Consider the following 20056-nt stretch of genomic DNA (forward strand, 5'->3'; position numbering starts at 1 on the left):
ATAATATAACAAATTAAGACTTACATGTTGCTGCGTTCTCCTTGCTTTAATAAATTAAATCATCTACATTTATATTTAATATTTATTATAAGCGAGGTGTCAGTATGTTATTGAATTTATTATTAATATTTATACTTATCGTTATTTGTCCGTTAATTTTCAACTATACTCTGACGTTAAATTTAACATGCTACATCTTAGTTGTCATATCGATATTTTTGTCACTCATCTATAGCATCATGACCTATACTTTCCCTTGGTCTATGTTTGTAACATTTATAATAATCAGTATTATCATGCTATTCAAACATAGATATTTATTTTCTCATACTTCTAGTCGCTTATTTATTAAAAAATTATTATCTTTTTCATATAAATTTGTACTCTACACATCAGCACTTCTATTTATAAGTACGATTCAGTCACCTATTGTGAAAGGTTTGTCTATGTGGTTAGCTATATTATGCCTTTCCCTGTTACTAACCTTTATTTGTTATCTCGTTTGGACAGTATCATATAGACATAGATCATACAACAAAGAAGTCGATATCATAATTGTGTTAGGTGCTGGTATTTTTACCGAATTTGTCACACCAATGCTTGCAGCGCGTTTAGACCGTGCACTTGATATCTATCAACAACAAGCATCAGCAACAAAGATTATTGTATCTGGCGGACAAGGACCAGACGAACCAATTTCTGAAGCTTTAGCTATGCAACGTTATTTGATTGCACATGGTGTTGATAAAACAGATATACTAATGGAATCTCACTCTATAAATACATACACAAACTTTTTATATTCTAAACAAATCATCAACAATTTGTATCATGAAGCAGTTAAAATTGTTTGTGTAACAAGTCAGTTTCATGTATTGCGCGCCTTACGACTAGCCCAAAAATTAGGTTTATCTATCGATGGTGTCGGAAGTCATACACCATATCACTTTTTCTTACATGTGCTCATTAAAGATTATCTAGGCGTAATGTATCAGTATAGATTGTTATTAACGTTATATTGTTCAAGTAGTTGGTTTATATGTCTTTACGCCGCTTTTATTTATAATAGTTAATCCACAAACAAACTATTATTATAGGTTGTTTCTAATATTGCGTCAAACTATCTTTAAATATTCGTTAATCCTTGATTAGACAATTGTTATATTGAAAATAAATAAACTAAAGCACGTCATCATTTTATATAATAGTGACGCGCTTTTTTGTAAACCCAAATCGTATTCTGTTATCTAACTTTTATACTACTATGTCTTAAATCATTAACATTTAGCGTCTTTACAAGCCACTAATCAGTTATTTTGCCATCTTCTAATTCAATCACTCGATCTGCATATTCAAATAATCTTCGATCGTGTGTAATCATAATACCAATCATTTGTTGTTCTTTAATTTGTTGACGTATCATCTCAACAACTTTTGTTGCTCTATCGGCATCTAAACTTGCTGTGGGCTCATCTGCTAAAATGATTTTCGGATTATTCATAAATGCTCTCATAATCGCAACACGTTGCTTTTCACCGCCAGATAACTGATGCGGATATACATTCAAGCGATCTTCTAAACCAATATTTTTTAAAAGTTGTATTGCTCTTGTTGAACTTTGTTGTTTGGTCATTCCCGCTTCTTGACCTACGAGTGTCAATTGCTCTATCACTTTTAAATAAGGAACTAAATGTGAAGATTGAAAAATAAAACCAATATCTTCCAATCGTAAATCACTAGGACGATGCTGTTTATCAAACAATGGCGCATCATTGTAAAGCACTGTACCACTCGTTTGACTTAACAATCCGCCTAATATCGTTAGCAATGTTGTTTTCCCAGAACCAGAGGCACCATTTAAAATGACAAATTCCCCTTGTTCCACTTCAAAATTAATACCTTTTAAAACTTTTGTTTCAGACAAACCTTCTCCGAAATTTTTGACGATATCTTCAACGACTAATGCCATTATTCTGCACCTCCAATTGCTTCGATAGGATCCACTTTAAATAATTTGATAAATGATAGTGAGGCACCTAAAATCGCTACTAATATAAATATCCCCACCATTAATAAAATATTTTGCGTTGTTAAGTAAAAAGGCATCGTTACCGGCATCATAAATGATAGTCCTACTATGATGATCACAGCAATACCTACCCCAATTATTGTTAGTGTTAAAATTTGTAAAACTAACGCACTCAATAAATGTCTTGTCTTAATACCAATTGCTTTCAAAATGCCAATTTGTGATATTTTTTGAATCGTCATAACATAGAAAAATGCACTTAGAACGATTGCTGTAATAGCAAACAAACTAACAATCATCATATTTAACGGTGCTTGCTCTGCTTGATAACTCGCAATATTACCTGTTAAATCTTTTTCACTCACAACTTGAACGTCATTTATTTTATTAAGCTCATCACGTTGTTGTTGCGTTAAATTTTTCACTGGATAAAATGCCGTATTAACCTTATTCAATGCATTAAATCCGTTATCGTTCAATAGCACAATGGAACTATGCGCATACATTGTGTCGTTTAAAATACCAGAAACTCTATAACTAGTTGAATTATTTTTAAAATGTAATCTATCCCCGACTCTAATGTTGTCTGCAGCTAACTTATCATTAATAGCGACCTCATGAGCATTTTTAGGATAATCACCTTTTTTAAGTTGTATGCGTTGTTGTTTAACGTCATTCATTGTAATCACATCTTGTTCTTTATTAGATAATTTCAATGTTTGAATATTCATTTTATATGGTTCTTGATGAATTACCTTTTTAATTTGATTCTGTTGCGTATCACTAAGTTGCGATTTCTCAATTTGCGGCTCTTTCATTTTTTGAACAACATATTCATCATTATCAAAGTGTTCAAATAACGAAATATTCTCCCTTCCAAGCCCTTGAGCTAAACCACTAATAAATAACACCATAATACTTAATAAAAGAATGATTAATGTGATTAAAATATAACGAAATTTGTAAAACATAATCTCTTTTATCGCTAATTTCATATCGATTCACTTCTCCCTATTTCTTCTTTAGCGTCAGTATAAGGTTGAAATATGAACTCAATATGAACAATTGTTTTTTTACGCAAAAATATTTTACATGTATAATAAATGAAAAAGATAAGGGAGTTTATAGCTATGGTGCAATGTCTTGTTGTCGATGACGATCCTCGAATCCTAAATTATATAGCTAGCCATTTACAAACAGAGCACATTGATGCATACACACAACCAAGTGGTGAAGCTGCATTAAAACTTTTAGAAAAACAGCGTGTCGATATTGCAGTGGTAGATATTATGATGGATGGTATGGACGGCTTTCAATTATGTAATACATTAAAAAATGATTATGATATACCAGTTATTATGTTAACAGCGCGGGATGCACTTAGTGACAAAGAGCGTGCGTTTATAAGCGGTACTGACGATTATGTAACCAAACCCTTTGAGGTTAAGGAACTTATTTTTAGAATTCGTGCGGTATTACGTCGATATAATATCAATTCAAATTCAGAAATGACTATTGGCAACTTAACGCTAAACCAATCCTATTTGGAACTCCAAGTATCTAATAAAACGATGACGTTACCGAACAAGGAATTTCAATTATTATTTATGCTTGCAGCACGTCCTAAGCAAATCTTTACTCGTGAACAAATAATAGAAAAAATTTGGGGCTATGATTATGAAGGAGATGAGCGAACAGTTGACGTTCATATTAAGCGACTACGCCAAAGATTAAAAAAATTAAATGCCACACTTACAATTGAAACAGTAAGAGGACAAGGCTATAAGGTGGAGAATCATGTTTAAAACACTCTATGCTAGAATTGCGATTTATTCCATTACGGTTATTTTATTTAGTGCATTAATAAGTTTTGTATTAACAAATGTTTACTATCATTATAATTTAAAAGCATCTAATGACGCGAAAATCATGAAGACGCTTAAAGAAGCAAGACAATATGAACAATCAGCTAAACCAACGCACATTCAACAATATTTCAAACATTTAGGGCAAATGAATTACCAAATAATGACCATTGATCAAAAAGGTCATAAGACATTTTATGGGGAGCCATTTAGAGAAGATACTTTATCACAAAATGCTATTAACAACGTATTAAACAATCAAGATTACCATGGTATTAAAGATAAACCATTCGCATTATTCGTAACTGGATTTTTCGACAATGTAACAGATAATACTGTTGGTATTAACTTTAAGACAAAAGACGGTTCAATAGCAGTATTTATGCGTCCAGATATTGGAGAAACATTTAGCGAGTTTAGAACATTCTTAGCCGTCTTGTTAATGTTGTTATTATTTATCTCGATTTCATTAGTTATCGCATCAACCTATTCAATCATTCGTCCAGTAAAAAAGTTAAAGCTAGCGACCGAACGCTTAATTGATGGTGATTTTGAAACACCTATCAAACAAACACGCAAAGATGAAATTGGAACATTACAGTATCACTTTAATAAGATGAGAGAGTCATTGGGACAAGTTGATCAAATGAGGCAGCATTTTGTACAAAATGTATCTCATGAAATCAAAACACCATTAACACATATTCATCATTTATTAAGCGAGTTACAACAAACTTCTGATAAAACATTAAGACAACAATATATAAATGATATCTATACCATTACAACGCAGCTGAGCGGATTAACAACTGAATTGTTGCTCTTATCCGAATTAGATAATCACCAACATTTATTATTCGATGATAAGATTCAAGTCAATCAACTCATTAAAGATATCATTCGACATGAACAATTTGCTGCTGATGAAAAGTCGTTAATTATTTTAGCTGATCTAGAATCAATCAATTTCCTAGGAAATCAACGTTTGTTACATCAAGCATTGAGTAATTTATTAATAAATGCTATTAAGTATACAGATGTTGGTGGTGCCATTGACATCGCTTTGCAACATAGTCACAACAACATCATTTTTACAATAAGTAATGATGGTTCACCAATTAGTCCACAAGCTGAAGCACGTTTATTTGAACGTTTTTATAAAGTGAGCAAACATGATAATAGCAATGGTTTAGGTCTTGCAATTACAAAATCCATCATTGAATTGCATCATGGTACAATCCAATTCACACAAAGTAACGAGTATGTAACCACCTTTACTATTACACTGCCAAATAATTCACTTTAATCTCTACCTCCTGAAAAAACATTTCTGTTTTTATTTCAGGAGGTATCTTTTATATTGATTAGCGCTTTCTAGCCACTTAACATTTAATTTCTACCATTCAACAAAATTTAAATATATCGATGGTCATTTATGGTTTAATAATTTTGAAGGAGGCATTAACCTATGATGAAACTCAATTTATTTATCAATGCAAAAGAGACGGAATCTTATATTGATATACATGCACCTAAAATGAATGATCACGTTCAAAGTATTATTAATGCAGTCAATGATTTAGACAAATCACATACATTAGTCGGATACATAGACAAAGAAATCCATATCATTAATGTATCAGATGTTATAACATTCCAAGTTATTAATAAAAATGTAACAGCCATTACAAGCAATCAAAAATTCAAACTAAAATTACGACTTTATGAACTAGAAAAACAGTTACCACAACATTTCATTCGCATTTCCAAATCAGAAATCGTCAACAAGTATTACATTGAAAAATTATTATTAGAGCCAAATGGACTTATACGTATGTATCTTAAAGATGCACACTACACATATTCTTCTAGACGTTATTTAAAATCTATAAAGGAGCGCTTATCAATATGAAAAATTTGAAAAACTCATTATTTATTAGCTTAATCATTGGTTTGTCCCTTTCACTGTTCTTTAGTATGTTATTTGCAGACGGCAAATATTATCCACTGAACCCACAATCAACTATTGGCATATTGTATTATACGCATTTCACAGAAACTACCGTAATGTTGATTTCTATCATTTTATGGTTACTCATAGGCGTCGTCTTTTTCCTTGGAGATTTTATCTTTAAATACACAGATTGGAGCATTACTAAAGCAACTATAATGCATTTCATAACAACGTATGTCGGATTCTTGCCTTTAGCAATGCTTGCCGGTTGGTTTCCACTAACAGTGCATTATCTAATCATATTCACAATTATCTTCATTGTGGTTTATGTATTAATTTGGATAATTCAATTCTTTAAAAACAAGAACTACGTAGACACTATTAACAAGCAACTGAAACAATTAAAATGATTTTTATTAACCACTAAAAAACGGTAATGTCTATCACATTAAAAAAGACATTACCGTTTCGTTTATTATTTAACTTGTAAATACTTAGTTACTTCTTCATTAATTTTGTGATATAAATCCTCATGATCTGTTAAGCGATAACCAAATGACGGCACCATTTCTTTAATCTTTGGTTCCCATCCTTTGAATTCATCACGATAGCATCGCTGTAAAACATCAAACATAATATCTACAGCTGTTGACGCACCAGGTGATGCACCAAGTAATGCAGCTAATGTGCCATCATCTGACGTAATGACTTCAGTACCAAATTGTAAGTTACCTTTAGAATCCTCAATATCCTTGATTACTTGGACACGTTGCCCTGCTGTAATCACTTCCCAATCTTCATTTTTAGCATTTGGGAAAAAGACTCTTAAATCATCCATACGCTCATCATTAGATAACATCAATTGTGACACTAAATACTTCGTAAGACTCATTTCTTTGATACCTGCAGATAACATCGTCACGATATTATTTGGTTTAACCGATTTAATTAAATCCATATGTGAACCTGTTTTTAAAAATTTAGGTGAGAAACCTGCAAATGGACCAAATAACAATGAACGCTTGCCGTCTACAAAACGTGTATCTAAGTGCGGCACTGACATTGGTGGCGCACCCACTGCTGCTTTTCCGTACACTTTAGCATGATGACGATCAATCACTTCTTGATTTATACAGCGCAGGAATAATCCACTTACAGGGAAACCACCAATATGTTTTGATTGTTTAATCCCAGTCTTTTGGAGTAATGGTAAACTCGCACCGCCAGCACCAATAAATACAAAATCAGATTCATATGTTGTCGTTTCATTAGTTTCTAAATCTTTAACTTTAACTAGCCATACCCCAGATTTCTGTTTCTTGATGTCTAATACATTCTGCTTATATTGAATTCCCACACCACGTTGCTCTAAATTATCAAATAACTTTGCAGTTAACGCACCAAAGTTAACATCTGTACCAGTTTCATCATAAGTTAAAGCAATTGGTTCATCAGACTTACGACCTTCAATCATTAACGGTACCCAAGATTTCATTTCTTCTTCATCTTGCGATAATTTCATTTTTTCGAATAAAATACTTTTCTTTAACGTTGCAACACGACTTTTTATAAAAGCTACATTATCTTCGCCAATGACAAAACTCATGTGTGGCACCGCTTGAATAAAGCGATCTGGGTTATCTAATTGTCCTGTTTTAACTAAATATGCCCAAAACTGTTTTGAAATTTGGTACTGCTCATTTATCTTAATTGCTTTACTACAATCAACTGTGCCATCCTTACCTTCTTTTGTATAGTTCAACTCGCAAAGTGCTGAATGCCCTGTACCGGCATTATTCCATACATTTGAACTCTCTTCGCCAGGTTGTGCTAATTTTTCAAACACTTTAATATTTTTCTCAGGTGATAATTCTTTAAGTAATGTTCCTAATGTTGCACTCATAATACCGCCACCAATTAAGATGACATCTGTTTTGCTATGTTGTGTTGTCATAACAAATACAGTCCCCCTTTTTAAAATGAATAATGGAACGTTCGAGAAATACGACATATTAATACCACTTTAAATCAATAAGTGTCTCAATAGGTTCCCATGGTGATGCTCTATTACTATCTACTATGTATATTAATATTTTATAATAACGAAACTACTTTAATTATATACTTTATGTGCGATAGCACAAAGACAAAACCACAAACCTTAACAGCTATCAACCAATTTAATTTGATTGCTGATTACTCACTATTCATTTTAACATAAAGCGCTACCATTATTATAATGTCAAACTTCTTTCATTAATAATCCATTAAAAAAAGATGAGATGTTAGAAAACATCTCACCCTCTGTATATTTATATTTTGAAATACGTTATTTTATAATAATGACAAGATGAAAGTCCAAATACAGATGAATATTAGTAAACATACACTGTATTTCAATGTCATTTTTAATAATTCTGATTCCTTACCAACTTGTTTTACTGCTGCAGTTGCAATTGCAATTGATTGTGGTGAAATCAATTTTGCCGCTACACCACCAACTGTGTTAGCAGATACAAGAAGTGAACCACTTGTTCCAATTTGTTGTGCAACAGAAGCTTGAATTGGTGCAAATAATGAGTTGTTATTTACAACTGATCCTGTCATAAACACACCTATCCAACCTAAGATTGGTGATAGAACTGGGAAGACATTACCTGCTTTAGCAATACCTTGACCCATTGCTGCACTTAAACCACCATAAGTTGTGATTTTAGAAATTGCTAAGATGAAACAAATTGTAAGAACTGGTAACCACAACTCTTTAAATGTAACGCCGAATAATCTACCAGCATCTTTAAAGTTAACCTTTTTAGACATTAAAATTGTAATAATAATAGTTAATAAAATAGCTGTACCTGTTTGTCCAATAATATTTAAAGTCAATACTAATGGTTTATGTGTAACTTCGCTGATTGTTCCAGGTAAGTTGAATTTAAATACTAATGATGATAAAGCACCATTTGGTAAGAATAAGTTTTTAAAGAATGGCGCACTCCAAATCATTACAATGACTGTTAATACAATGAATGGACTCCATGCATGTAATACTGCTTTTGCAGAATGTGCTTTTGCAGGTTCAATTTCTTCATCTTTATTAACACGATAAATGTGTTTTGGTTGGAATTTTTTAGAAAATACTGCTAATGCTAACATTGTTAATAACGGTGGAATAATATCTGCTAATTCAGGTCCACTGAATACAGTTAATAATCCTTGAGTAAGTGTATAAGTGATTGAAACTACTAAAATTGCTGGTAATGTTTCTTTAACACCTCTAAAACCATCAATAATAAAGATAAGTAAGAATGGAATAATGAAATTTATGATTGCCAATGTTAAAGTTGCTGATTGAGAAACACCTAATACTGAAACATCTCCAGGTAATTTCAACGTTTCTACAACACCTACAGGGATACCAATCGCACCAAAAGCACCAGACGCTGCATTTGCGACTAAACATAACATCGCAGCTTTTAATGGATTAAATCCTAATTGTGTTAATAAAAGTGCACAAATTGCAATTGGTACACCAAATCCTGCTGCACCTTCTAAAAATGCGTTGAATGCAAATCCAATAAGTAAAACTTGAATACGTTGGTCTTGTGAAATATTTGTAATACTATCTTGAATTGTTAAAAATTGTCCAGATTCAACAGTAATTTTGTATAACAATACTGCCATCATAACGATATAGCCAATCGGAATGATACCTTGGAAGAAACCTTCGACTACTGCACCAGAAGCGATACCAACTGGCAATTTGAAAAATGGTATTGCAATTAGTAATGTTACAACAAGTGTTGTAATAGCTGCATAAATACCTTTCATTTTAAAAACCGTTAAACATAGTAAAAACAGTACAATCGGTATTGCTGCAATTAAAGACGATAATAATAAATTATCAAATGGGTTAAACGTATTTACTAACATAGGCTGACTCTTCTTTCCATAAAGTAGTAGTGTAATTGCTTCATTAAAATCATGCTCTGGCTATAGCATTTTGTTATCGATAACATTTTACAGAACAGTGAGATTAATGTGATTTTTTTCACAATTAAAATATACCATTTTTTCAGACTATTAACAATATCACTTTCCTATTTAATTGTTTTATTTTTCATTTTAAATCTGTTCATCAAAATGAATTGTACTTAATGTAATGAAGTAACTTATACTATTCATGAATTTTACATAAGACCGTGCTAAAATAAGGAAGATACTACGATGAGAAATGGAAGTTATAGCAATGATTAAACAGATAAATGTTTCTAATATGCAAAAGTTTGAATCTCAATTAATGAAAGCTCAATCTGAAGGTTATACACATGTCGTTCCATATGCCAATGAGATAATGATTTATCAATCTATGTTAGATGCGGTTCAATTATATCCTAAGTCTATCGTGGTTGATTATACTGTGGATGGACAATACAAAAATGATTGTCACTATTTCGGTCAATCATCGATCAACATTGCCGATTGGGCTCAAAACAATAATTATTATCCTAACCTGATATATGCGATTCAACAGACTCTTGATTTAATACATTATTACTCTGTAGAAACGATTTTCGATTTAGCTTTATTGACACTTCTGAAAGGTGATTTATCAATCGATGGTCATGTCGTTTTTGATTTTAAAGCCCCTTTAGCAACAAGTGCTTCAATATGGGAAACTATTAAAACTATTGAAGATTTTGATATGATGTCTCAGTTTTATTTGAATAAAATGGCTTATATTGATCATCATCCTATACCTTTTCGCAACCTTTTTATCGAGGATTCACAACAACTTAATTCGCCAGATAATTGGTTGTATTCTACCAAGTTTATGCTACCTAAATGGTTATATAAAATAGCAAAGCAACGTGCTGATAACAAACAATTACAAAACTTCGGCTTGTATACGAAGCAACCAAATGTTTTAAAAGATCACATCGTTTTTATCGGTGATCATCATCAATATATAGGTAATTCAAAATATTTATTTACTTACTTCGTTAAACATAATCCAATGACTGCCTGTTATTTTGTTACTGACGATCGTCGCGGACCACATTTCATATCACCTAAGTCTGAAAGAGCTGACGAATTGATTAACAGCGCACGCGTAGTTATAGTTGAAAATGATATACCTGAAACGTTACAACCAAACGGTACTTTAATTCAATTACATCAAGGCACACCAATAATGCAATTATTTTTAGATAGTAAAGAGCCTATTAAAAATATAGAAACACCTTTTTATCGTGCTAAAAGGTATAATCGCTGGTTGCAATTCGATTATGTTATACATTCTGCTGATGATATTAGCCACTTTTATCAAACGGCTTTTCCTAGTCACCAAGCAAATGTATTGGCTTATGGTAATCCTAAACACCAATATTTACTACAAAAGCGTAACGAAAGTACTACTCAACAACAGTATAAGAAATCGTTTAAAATAAATGATCAAAAACCAGTTTTATTATACGCACCTATTGGATTAGTGAGTGCGCAACAATTACCACTATCAGATGCTTTATTCAAAGCCTATCATGTTGTGGTTCAGGGTGTTGATGAAGCGATGTTACCAGAAGAGGCGCTTGTTGCACCAAAGTATCTTAGTGCTCAAGACTTAATTCTAATGTCTGATGTCGTTATCACTGATTACTCAAATATAATATTTGATGCGATGGCTATAGACAAAACAGTAGCATTATACACTCCAAATCACAGTCAATACATTGTGTCTCAAGGTGTTAACGAAGATATTTGGCGTCATCTATCAAAAATTTGGTATACAGACCGACAATTATTAATTAATAATTTAATTTCCCAGGCAATACCAGTGATTAAATATCCACAAATACAACATAAAGAACAACCATTAGAATCTATTTCACAACTTATATTGTCTAAGATGACATCTAATCAATAGTGTTTAAATTTCTCAGTGGCTGTGAATGAGGTTTAAAAGTGCTATAAAACGTAAACTTTTATACTTTAAAATACGCAAAAAACGGTAAACCCTAATTCATATTATAGAGTTTACCGTTTTATTTTTTTAACTTGCATCATAGTTATATTAACATTATTGTTGGTAGTTTGGATCAGTAACCATTGCTTGTCCAGTATAATCAACCGTTACAATTGAATATTTTCCATTTGCATTTGGGTCTTTAAAACTAAACACATACTTATAGTTGCCATTATGTTCTTCAATAGAATAATCATTATACACTTTATTATTACTACCAAATTTATTTGCTTCATTATTAGCCGCATTTAAAGCTGTTTGGAAATTTGGCAATTGCTGTAAAGCTTGAGTTTTATTTCCATTAAACGGATAAATTTGACGTGCAACCGGCGCGGCATTTTGTCCATAATATGGTGCAACGTAACTTGATTTTTGATTATTATTCGCTTGATTATTACTTGATTGGTTATTATTTGTTTGGTTTTGGTCATTGTTTGTTGCATTTGAATTAGATTGTTGCTGGTTATCGTTTGCACTATTATCTTTATTATCTTTGTTTACGTCTTTACTATCATCTTTCTTATCTTTAGATGAATCATTTGTTTTTTTATCTTGTTGTTCAGTTTTCGCTTTATCATCTTTTTCTTTATTACCGTCTTTTTGTTGGTCACTATCTTGACCACATGCAGCTAAAAATAATGATAATGCTAGTAACCCTGTAACTAATCTTTTCATACATATCTCCTCCTATAATTCGATATTCATTGAATAATCTTGAAATACATATCTACCATGTGTATCTTTTCATGGCTTGTTACCAAAGACGTCAACATTAATATGATCTGAATTATCACAATATCCATAACTACAATCTAAGGTTCTTTTTATTATACCCTAATTTTTGTTCATTATTATTTAATTTTTGTGAATTTTATGTTTTCTATAACTTTAATTATTTTACTTTAACAATTCATTACGCATTTAGCATTTCAAGGTATACACAATATTTATTACTATGATTTCATTTTATCTGCTGCAAAAACAATCATTATAACTCTTTTTCCATAATTAAATCTGTATCCGTTACATCACCTGTTTGAAAATGATGTTCACCAACCACTTTAAATCCATGATGTTTATAAAATGCTTGAGCACGAGGATTATGCTCCCAAACTCCTAGCCAAATTTTATGTTTATTATGTTCTTGAGCAATTTTTTCGGCTAATTCTATCAATTGTGAACCTCTTCCGCCACCTTGAAAGTCTTTCAAAAAATATATGCGCTGCACTTCTAAATAGGTCTCCCCCATTTCTTCAGTTTGAGCACTATTAATATTCATCTTTATATAACCAACTTTCGCACAATCTTCTTGATAAAAATAATGAAATGAATCTACATGGTTAATCTCTTGTGTAAATTTTTCTACAGTATAATTGTCTTTAAAAAATTGATCAAAATCTTTGTCATCATAGTAAGAACCAAACGTGTCATAAAATGTTCTAGTTGCTAATTCAACTAATTCACTAGCATCTTGTTTTGAAATTTCTTTGATTATCCCAGCCATATAAATCCTCCAATAAACAGTGATCGAATCAAAATATTACTTATGTTATTTTTCAGCCAAAACTATTTAAAAATACATTAACACAAATCAATTACAAATTGTATTGATTGTGTGTAACATCAATAAATGATACATTTATTCCAGTAAAATGGCCGTATTTTCAAAAGAGAAAAAGAGAGGATGTATCGTTGTGATAGAAACATTTAAAGCATTTGTAATTGATAAAGATGAGAGCGGTAAAGTAACACCAACTTTCAAACAATTATCGCCTACTGATTTACCTAAAGGAGATGTGCTGATTAAAGTACATTACTCTGGTATAAATTATAAAGATGCTTTAGCGACTCAAGATCATAATGCAGTCGTAAAATCGTATCCTATGATTCCAGGAATAGATTTAGCTGGAACAATTGTTGAATCCGAAGCACCAGGATTTGAGAAAGGAGAACAAGTAATTGTAACGAGTTATGACCTAGGTGTTAGCCATTATGGCGGTTTTAGTGAATATGCGCGTGTAAAATCAGAATGGATTATCAAGCTTCCTGATACTTTAACATTAGAAGAATCAATGATATATGGCACAGCTGGTTATACTGCCGGTTTAGCAATTGAAAGACTTGAAAAAGTTGGAATGAATATTGAAGATGGTCCTGTACTCGTTCGCGGTGCTTCAGGTGGTGTCGGTACTTTAGCAGTACTCATGCTTAATGAACTTGGTTATAAAGTTATCGCAAGTACAGGTAAACAAGATGTTAGCGATCAATTACTTGAACTTGGTGCCAAAGAAGTTATCGATCGACTTCCTGTTGAAGATGATCATAAAAAGCCACTCGCATCATCAACTTGGCAAGCTTGTGTAGACCCTGTTGGTGGCGAAGGTATTAATTATGTTACAAAGCGTTTAAATCATAGTGGGTCAATTGCAGTTATTGGTATGACTGCCGGTAATACTTATACTAATTCTGTATTCCCTCACATTTTAAGAGGTGTAAACATTTTAGGAATTGACTCGGTATTTACTGCTATGAAATTAAGACAGCGCGTTTGGCGTCGTCTTGCAAAAGATTTAAAGCCTGAAAATTTACATGAGATCAAGCAAGTTATTACATTTGATGAACTTCCAGAACAACTTAACAAAGTAATTAATCATGAAAATAAAGGCCGCATTGTTATCGATTTCGGTGTAGATAAATAGTATTCATGAAAAAGACATCCCGTTTTGCGAGATGTCTTTTTATTTTTAAAACTTAATATACATTCCACCTGAATCTGGTTCGGTAGGTATAAATCCAAATTTTGTATATAATTTATCCGCTGGGTAGTCTGCGATCAGACTAACGTATGCACTTTCGACAGATACACTTTTAATATACTTCATAATATGTTCCATAATTTGACTGCCGTAACCTTGACCTTGGTAACTTTTCAAAACTGCAACATCAACAATTTGAAAAACAGTTCCTCCATCGCCAATCACTCTACCCATACCAATTAACCGATCTTTATCATACAAGGTTACTGTAAATAAGGCATTAGGTAATCCTTTTTCAGCTGCTTCGCGCGTTTTTGGACTCATACCTGCATTAATCCTTAATGCGCAATAATCCTCGCAAGTCGGAATATCATATGTCACTTTAACCATTATTTACCCCACTTTTCATCACACAATATATCAACCTAGTATAAATGTTTATTTACAATAGTCTTATTCGCTTCTTTAAACACTTCATGATGACTTGAAACATAACCCTCTGCATTCGCATCTGGTTGGATATATGTTTTAGCAAGGTTCGCTGCATTTGCACCATCACTAAATGCACTTGCAATTAGATGTGATTTTGCATCATGATAAACAATATCTCCACACGCATAGATACCAGGTATACTAGTTGTCGTATTACCAAATCCTTTAACACGACAATCATCATGCATATCTAGCTTTGAAGATGTTTCACTCAATAATGTATTACAACGATCAAACCCATGACTAATAATGACATCGTCAAATTTAACTGTATGCGTATCGCCACTTTCAACATGTTCCAAAACAACTTCACTTATATGCGTTTCATCATCATTGCCGACCAAGTATTTAATACGTGTTTTTGGGCATAGTTTCACATTTAAATCTGTCACCAACGTTTTCATCGCTTCATGACCACTTACATCTTCTTTTCGATAAACAACTGTCACGCTTTTAGCAATCTTGGCAATATCATGCGCCCAATCCAATGCTGTATTTCCTCCACCTGATATTAATACATCTTTATCTTTGAAACGTCTGTAACTTTGTACAACATAATGTAAATTAGTTAATTGATATCTCTCTACACCTTTAACATCTAATTGTTTTGGATTAATAATACCCGCACCAATTGCAATGATAACTGCTTTCGATGTATATATTTCTCCCGCTTCTGTTTCAACTTCGAAATGACGTTCTGCCTTTTTCCTAATATCTACCACACGTTCATTCAAATGAACTTCCGGTTTAAAATATAATCCTTGCTTAATTGTATCTTTTAAAATTTCATGACAAGGTTTTGGCGCAATGCCGCCAATATCCCAAATAATTTTTTCAGGGTAAATTCTCATCTTACCCCCTAATTCAGATTGAACATCTATCAATCTTACAGACATATCTCGCAATCCAGCATAAAAGCTTGCATACAAACCAGACGGACCGCCACCAATGATTGTAACGTCTTTCATTATGTGCCTCCTATGACTCTCTATATTCATTTCTTTCATTAACGTGCTCAAATTGATAATTATTATCATTTAAAGCCATTATACTATTAATATTTATATTGTTAAAATAAATCGCATAGTTAGCCATGAATTATCAATAACTATCCCATCACAATATAAAAACACACCTTTCAAAGTAAGAAACAAAAATGTTCCTTTGAAAGATGTGTATATTTTTTAGTTCTAGTTATATTATTTTTTAAAAGACTCATCACGTGGTTCTTTAAGAATTGCTTGTCTTAAAAGGAAAAATAGCAACAATAAACCTGCAAGCATACCTGTGTGCCCAATACCTGCAAAGCCTGAAAATGCTTCTGGAGAGTATGATTTACCAGTGACTTGGAAGAATCCTTTTGTCACCATCATACCTATAGTAACGATAACACCTATGTTATATACATAGAAGAACCAGTTAAATAAGTAGTAACTTGATAATTTAAATAACTTCTCCAATGGTAATAATATTAAAAACATAAACATACCTAAAATAAGTGTATGTGTGTGTACAAGTGATAATTGTGTTGTACCAGTAAAATCATATGCTTTTGTTAGCTCTCTATAGAAAAAGCCACTAAATAAACCTATGATCATATAAAAAAGAAATGAATATAATAACCTACGCATTTTGAATCCTCCCTCACCTTTTCATTATATCCGATTATACCTATTATAACAGTGACAAAAAAGCGAAGATATGACACAACTGAATTTGGTTTAGCACATAGTATGACAGCTAAAATAACTTTACATCAAGCGCTATACAAATAAAATAGCTATACCATGACGCTCGCTACAAACGTCTTGTATAGCTATTATTTCTATTTATTAAATTATGACGGCACTTCAGTACGTTTTGTGCTATGTTTTCTAACAATAGCTGAAACTAAACTTGATACAGCGCCAAAAATCATAAACCCTATAAACATCCACATTGTACTATTTAATTCAATATGATGATTCAAGTATAATAGTTCTCTTACACTTGTTGCATAGTGTGTGAATGGATTCCAATCATATACATATTTTTGATAACTTTCAGGCAACATTTGTTTAGGTAACGTTACAAGTTGCATACTAAAGAACATTAAAATGAAGAAAATTGGAACTGACTTCATACCTAGCCATACCATAACACCTAAAATAAGGCCCACGAAACCAAGAATCGCAAATGCTACAAAAATTGCGATACGATTTGGATGGTCAAAATCAAATCCTTGAACGCCTTGCATGAAATAAATATAAACAAAGCTACCTGCAAATGCTGCAACAACTGCAAATATCATCTGTCCAATTGAAGCAATGATACGATGTTGCACGACGATATTGTTACTAGTTCTAAATGCAAAGAACAATAAGATAGACGTTACGATTGAACCTATCCAAATTGGCATAAACATTAGGAATGGTGCATTACCACCTGCTTGGTGATCTTTAACTTTATTAAGTTTTTCATTATCCACTTTTACTGGATTCGTCAAACCATTGATGTCCGCGGCATTGACTTTAACATTTTGACTCGTTAATGTTTCCAAACTTTGCTTCGTAATTTGAGCATTAATATTATCACCCATACCAGTTAACACAGCTGATGCAATTTGTGAACCTTGTAAGCTTGATCCTTCACTTACAATCGTTTTAAATTTAGCCTGCTTAACCTCTACTTGTTGATTCCCCATTTTTTGTTTCATTTGTTGAACCACTTGTGGCGGAATTTCACCTGAAGCAACTTTTTGTTGCATTTCTTCTTTTTTACTATCCATAACTACTTTTTGTGTTTTACTCATAGCATCTTTTGAAAAGTCTTTATCAATAATAGCTACTCCAAAGATTTTTTGATCTTTCAAATCTTTTTCAAGGTCTTTTTCACTATCAACCTTAACCCATTTAATTTTATTAGAATCACTATCTAATAATTTATCCTCTAATTTTTTACCAATGTTAATATTTTTATCTTGAATCGTTGTACCTTTATCCTCGTTTAATATACCAATTGGTAAATCTTTTGGTTTAGGATTATATGCAGGATAAAAAGCTAAAGAAAAGATTACCAAGATAATCATAGTTGCTATTGGTGCAATCCATAATAATTTATTTTTAAATATATTCATTTTATTAATTACCTCCTTATTAGACAATGTGTTGAATATTTCGCATGTTGTCTATTATAATATGTAAGTGGGAATAAACAATACACAATGTTCATCAATACGTTTATTAATAGACAAATACACCCACATTGTTCAATAACACGAGGAGGTTGATTTATTTTTGAAAGAAGATAGGCGAATTAGAAAGACAAAGTCCTCCATTAAACAAGCGTTCACTAAATTACTACAAGAAAAAGATTTAGAAAAGATTACCATTCGCGACATAACAACACGCGCTGATATCAATAGAGGGACATTTTACTTACATTACGAGGATAAATATATGTTACTCGCAGATATGGAAGATGAGTATATTTCAGAACTAACGACATATACTCAATTTGATTTGTTACGCGGTTCTTCAATTGAAGACATTGCGAATACTTTTGTAAATAATATACTCAAAAATATTTTCCAACATATTCATGATAATTTAGAGTTTTATCATACTATTTTACAATTGGAACGCACGAGTCAATTAGAATTGAAAATCAATGAACATATTAAAAATAATATGCAACGTTATATTAGTATCAATCATTCCATCGGAGGCATTCCAGAGATGTATTTTTACAGTTACGTTTCCGGAGCAACAATTTCAATTATTAAATACTGGGTAATGGACAAACAGCCCATTTCAGTTGATGAATTAGCTAAACATGTGCATAATATTATTTTTAATGGTCCATTAAGAATAATGGCAGAAAACCGTTTGCATAAATCAAACCTTGATTCAGTAACTTAAGTAATACTCGCTTTTCCTAAATCCTTTAGAAAGGAACTATATATCATGATTACTTCATTCAGACATTCTGAAGATATAGATAAACATATTATAAAAACACCATTAGATCATACAGCGTCATGGATTAATGTAGTAGAACCAGACCGAGAAGAAATTGAAAATCTTATGGAACAATATAATATACCTGAAGACTTTATACGTGACCCTTTGGACTCAGAAGAAAGTTCCCGTATTGAATATGACGAAGATACTGGTTACTCATTAATCATTATTGATTTACCTATCGTCAATTCAACTAATCGTAGCGTTCTATCTTTTGTAACGATTCCATTAGGCATTATTATTGGCAACGGTATTATCGTAACAGTTTGTGACGCTGAAAATGAATTTTTAGAAAATTTACCTAAGCGTGATATTAATTTAAAATTTCACAGCAGATTTGCATTAGAAATTTTAACTACTATTGCCGACCATTATAATCGTAACTTACGATTACTTAATAAAAGTAGAATTCGTATTGAGAAAGAACTAAAAAATAACATTACTAACAAACAACTTTTCAAATTAATGGAAGTTGAAAAAAGTTTAGTATACTTTTTAGCTGCCTTAAAAGGTAACGATACAATTATTAAAAAGTTATTCCGTTTACCTGCAATTAAACGTTTTGAAGAAGATGAAGAATTACTAGAAGATTTAATCATTGAAAATAACCAAGCCATCGAAACAACAGAATTACATCAACGTATCTTAGAAAGTATCACAACATCATACGCTTCCTTATTATCTAATGATATGAATACGATTATGAAGACATTAACACTTTTCACGGTACTATTAACGTTACCAACGCTCGTATTTAGTTTCTTCGGTATGAATGTGCCGTTGCCAATTGATGACCATAGTTATATATCTTGGATTATTGTGGTAGGTATTTCATTAATTCTTGTCGTAATTGTTAGTATTTTCTTATGGCGTAAACAGAAATTATAACTAAATTAAAAGGTATGACAGCTTAAAGTTTCATCCTATTGCATTTGCA

Annotated in this window: 20 protein-coding genes; 9 read left to right on the plus strand and 11 right to left on the minus strand. The window is 31.9% G+C overall.

Annotated elements, in window-relative coordinates:
- Nucleotides 1-104 precede the first annotated feature (104 nt).
- Nucleotides 105-1073: a YdcF family protein gene (locus tag IDG63_RS00385; RefSeq protein ID WP_001549718.1), complete on the plus strand. Its 969-nt coding sequence runs from the start codon at nucleotides 105-107 to the stop codon at nucleotides 1071-1073.
- 230 nt (nucleotides 1074-1303) lie between these two features.
- On the opposite strand, the gene IDG63_RS00390 is transcribed toward IDG63_RS00385, so the two are convergent.
- Nucleotides 1304-1969, minus strand: coding sequence for an ABC transporter ATP-binding protein (locus IDG63_RS00390; RefSeq protein ID WP_001229911.1), 666 nt, complete (start codon nucleotides 1967-1969; stop codon nucleotides 1304-1306).
- A complete protein-coding gene (locus IDG63_RS00395) occupies nucleotides 1969-3024 on the minus strand; it encodes an ABC transporter permease (RefSeq protein WP_000761395.1) in 1056 nt (351 codons plus the stop codon). The genes IDG63_RS00390 and IDG63_RS00395 overlap by 1 nt, the downstream gene beginning before the upstream one ends.
- Before the next feature lie 135 nt (nucleotides 3025-3159).
- Between IDG63_RS00395 and hssR the strand changes: the two genes are divergently transcribed.
- The 4 genes from hssR to IDG63_RS00415 all read left to right on the plus strand — a co-directional run bounded on the left by hssR (nucleotide 3160) and on the right by IDG63_RS00415 (nucleotide 6258).
- Nucleotides 3160-3834, plus strand: a complete 675-nt coding sequence (hssR, locus tag IDG63_RS00400; RefSeq protein WP_000249497.1) for a DNA-binding heme response regulator HssR — start codon at nucleotides 3160-3162, stop codon at nucleotides 3832-3834.
- Nucleotides 3827-5200, plus strand: coding sequence for a heme sensor histidine kinase HssS (hssS, locus tag IDG63_RS00405; RefSeq protein WP_000477329.1), 1374 nt, complete (start codon nucleotides 3827-3829; stop codon nucleotides 5198-5200). The genes hssR and hssS overlap by 8 nt, the downstream gene beginning before the upstream one ends.
- A 162-nt stretch (nucleotides 5201-5362) precedes the next feature.
- The gene (locus IDG63_RS00410; protein ID WP_000977022.1) at nucleotides 5363-5806 is read left to right on the plus strand and encodes a LytTR family DNA-binding domain-containing protein; all 444 of its coding nucleotides are present in this window, start codon (nucleotides 5363-5365) and stop codon (nucleotides 5804-5806) included.
- The gene (locus IDG63_RS00415; RefSeq protein ID WP_000793169.1) at nucleotides 5803-6258 is read left to right on the plus strand and encodes a DUF3021 domain-containing protein; all 456 of its coding nucleotides are present in this window, start codon (nucleotides 5803-5805) and stop codon (nucleotides 6256-6258) included. The genes IDG63_RS00410 and IDG63_RS00415 overlap by 4 nt, the downstream gene beginning before the upstream one ends.
- Before the next feature lie 65 nt (nucleotides 6259-6323).
- Here the strand turns inward: IDG63_RS00415 and mqo are convergent, their stop codons facing one another.
- Both mqo and IDG63_RS00425 read right to left on the minus strand, forming a co-directional pair.
- A complete protein-coding gene (gene mqo, locus IDG63_RS00420) occupies nucleotides 6324-7802 on the minus strand; it encodes a malate dehydrogenase (quinone) (RefSeq protein WP_000211358.1) in 1479 nt (492 codons plus the stop codon).
- Nucleotides 7803-8182: 380 nt separating this feature from the next.
- A complete protein-coding gene (locus tag IDG63_RS00425; protein ID WP_000960854.1) occupies nucleotides 8183-9781 on the minus strand; it encodes an L-lactate permease in 1599 nt (532 codons plus the stop codon).
- A gap of 316 nt (nucleotides 9782-10097) precedes the next feature.
- Here IDG63_RS00425 and IDG63_RS00430 point away from each other — a divergent pair, with 316 nt between their 5' ends.
- A complete protein-coding gene (locus IDG63_RS00430; protein WP_001641665.1) occupies nucleotides 10098-11771 on the plus strand; it encodes a CDP-glycerol glycerophosphotransferase family protein in 1674 nt (557 codons plus the stop codon).
- A 153-nt stretch (nucleotides 11772-11924) separates the two neighbouring features.
- On the opposite strand, the gene IDG63_RS00435 is transcribed toward IDG63_RS00430, so the two are convergent.
- Nucleotides 11925-12545, minus strand: a complete 621-nt coding sequence (locus tag IDG63_RS00435) for a hypothetical protein (RefSeq protein WP_000826996.1) — start codon at nucleotides 12543-12545, stop codon at nucleotides 11925-11927.
- Nucleotides 12546-12858: 313 nt separating this feature from the next.
- Nucleotides 12859-13374 carry a GNAT family N-acetyltransferase gene (locus tag IDG63_RS00440; protein ID WP_000907319.1) on the minus strand — a complete coding sequence of 172 codons (516 nt, stop codon included), beginning with the start codon at nucleotides 13372-13374 and terminating at the stop codon, nucleotides 12859-12861.
- A gap of 190 nt (nucleotides 13375-13564) precedes the next feature.
- Between IDG63_RS00440 and IDG63_RS00445 the strand changes: the two genes are divergently transcribed.
- Nucleotides 13565-14569, plus strand: a complete 1005-nt coding sequence (locus IDG63_RS00445; protein ID WP_000573240.1) for an oxidoreductase — start codon at nucleotides 13565-13567, stop codon at nucleotides 14567-14569.
- Nucleotides 14570-14614: 45 nt separating this feature from the next.
- Here the strand turns inward: IDG63_RS00445 and IDG63_RS00450 are convergent, their stop codons facing one another.
- From IDG63_RS00450 to IDG63_RS00470, 5 genes are all read right to left on the minus strand, one after another.
- Nucleotides 14615-15016 carry a GNAT family N-acetyltransferase gene (locus IDG63_RS00450; RefSeq protein ID WP_000241610.1) on the minus strand — a complete coding sequence of 134 codons (402 nt, stop codon included), beginning with the start codon at nucleotides 15014-15016 and terminating at the stop codon, nucleotides 14615-14617.
- A gap of 35 nt (nucleotides 15017-15051) precedes the next feature.
- On the minus strand, nucleotides 15052-16086 hold the full coding sequence (locus IDG63_RS00455) for an NAD(P)/FAD-dependent oxidoreductase (protein WP_000655972.1): 1035 nt from the start codon (nucleotides 16084-16086) through the stop codon (nucleotides 15052-15054).
- Nucleotides 16087-16096: 10 nt separating this feature from the next.
- Nucleotides 16097-16213 (minus strand): hypothetical protein, encoded by a 117-nt coding sequence (locus IDG63_RS00460; RefSeq protein WP_001789934.1) that lies wholly within the window; start codon nucleotides 16211-16213, stop codon nucleotides 16097-16099.
- A 104-nt stretch (nucleotides 16214-16317) separates the two neighbouring features.
- A complete protein-coding gene (locus IDG63_RS00465) occupies nucleotides 16318-16749 on the minus strand; it encodes a DUF2871 domain-containing protein (RefSeq protein ID WP_001253467.1) in 432 nt (143 codons plus the stop codon).
- A 206-nt stretch (nucleotides 16750-16955) separates the two neighbouring features.
- Nucleotides 16956-18233, minus strand: coding sequence for a YhgE/Pip domain-containing protein (locus IDG63_RS00470; RefSeq protein ID WP_001020006.1), 1278 nt, complete (start codon nucleotides 18231-18233; stop codon nucleotides 16956-16958).
- Between the two features lie 160 nt (nucleotides 18234-18393).
- On the opposite strand from IDG63_RS00470, the gene IDG63_RS00475 reads away from it, so the two are divergent.
- Nucleotides 18394-19017 carry a TetR/AcrR family transcriptional regulator gene (locus IDG63_RS00475; protein ID WP_000656767.1) on the plus strand — a complete coding sequence of 208 codons (624 nt, stop codon included), beginning with the start codon at nucleotides 18394-18396 and terminating at the stop codon, nucleotides 19015-19017.
- Nucleotides 19018-19062: 45 nt separating this feature from the next.
- The gene (locus IDG63_RS00480; RefSeq protein WP_000633068.1) at nucleotides 19063-20007 is read left to right on the plus strand and encodes a magnesium transporter CorA family protein; all 945 of its coding nucleotides are present in this window, start codon (nucleotides 19063-19065) and stop codon (nucleotides 20005-20007) included.
- The last annotated feature ends 49 nt before the right edge of the window (nucleotides 20008-20056 follow it).

Source organism: Staphylococcus sp. EG-SA-14, assembly GCF_017151935.1.
Classification (GTDB): Bacteria; Bacillota; Bacilli; order Staphylococcales; family Staphylococcaceae; genus Staphylococcus; species Staphylococcus aureus.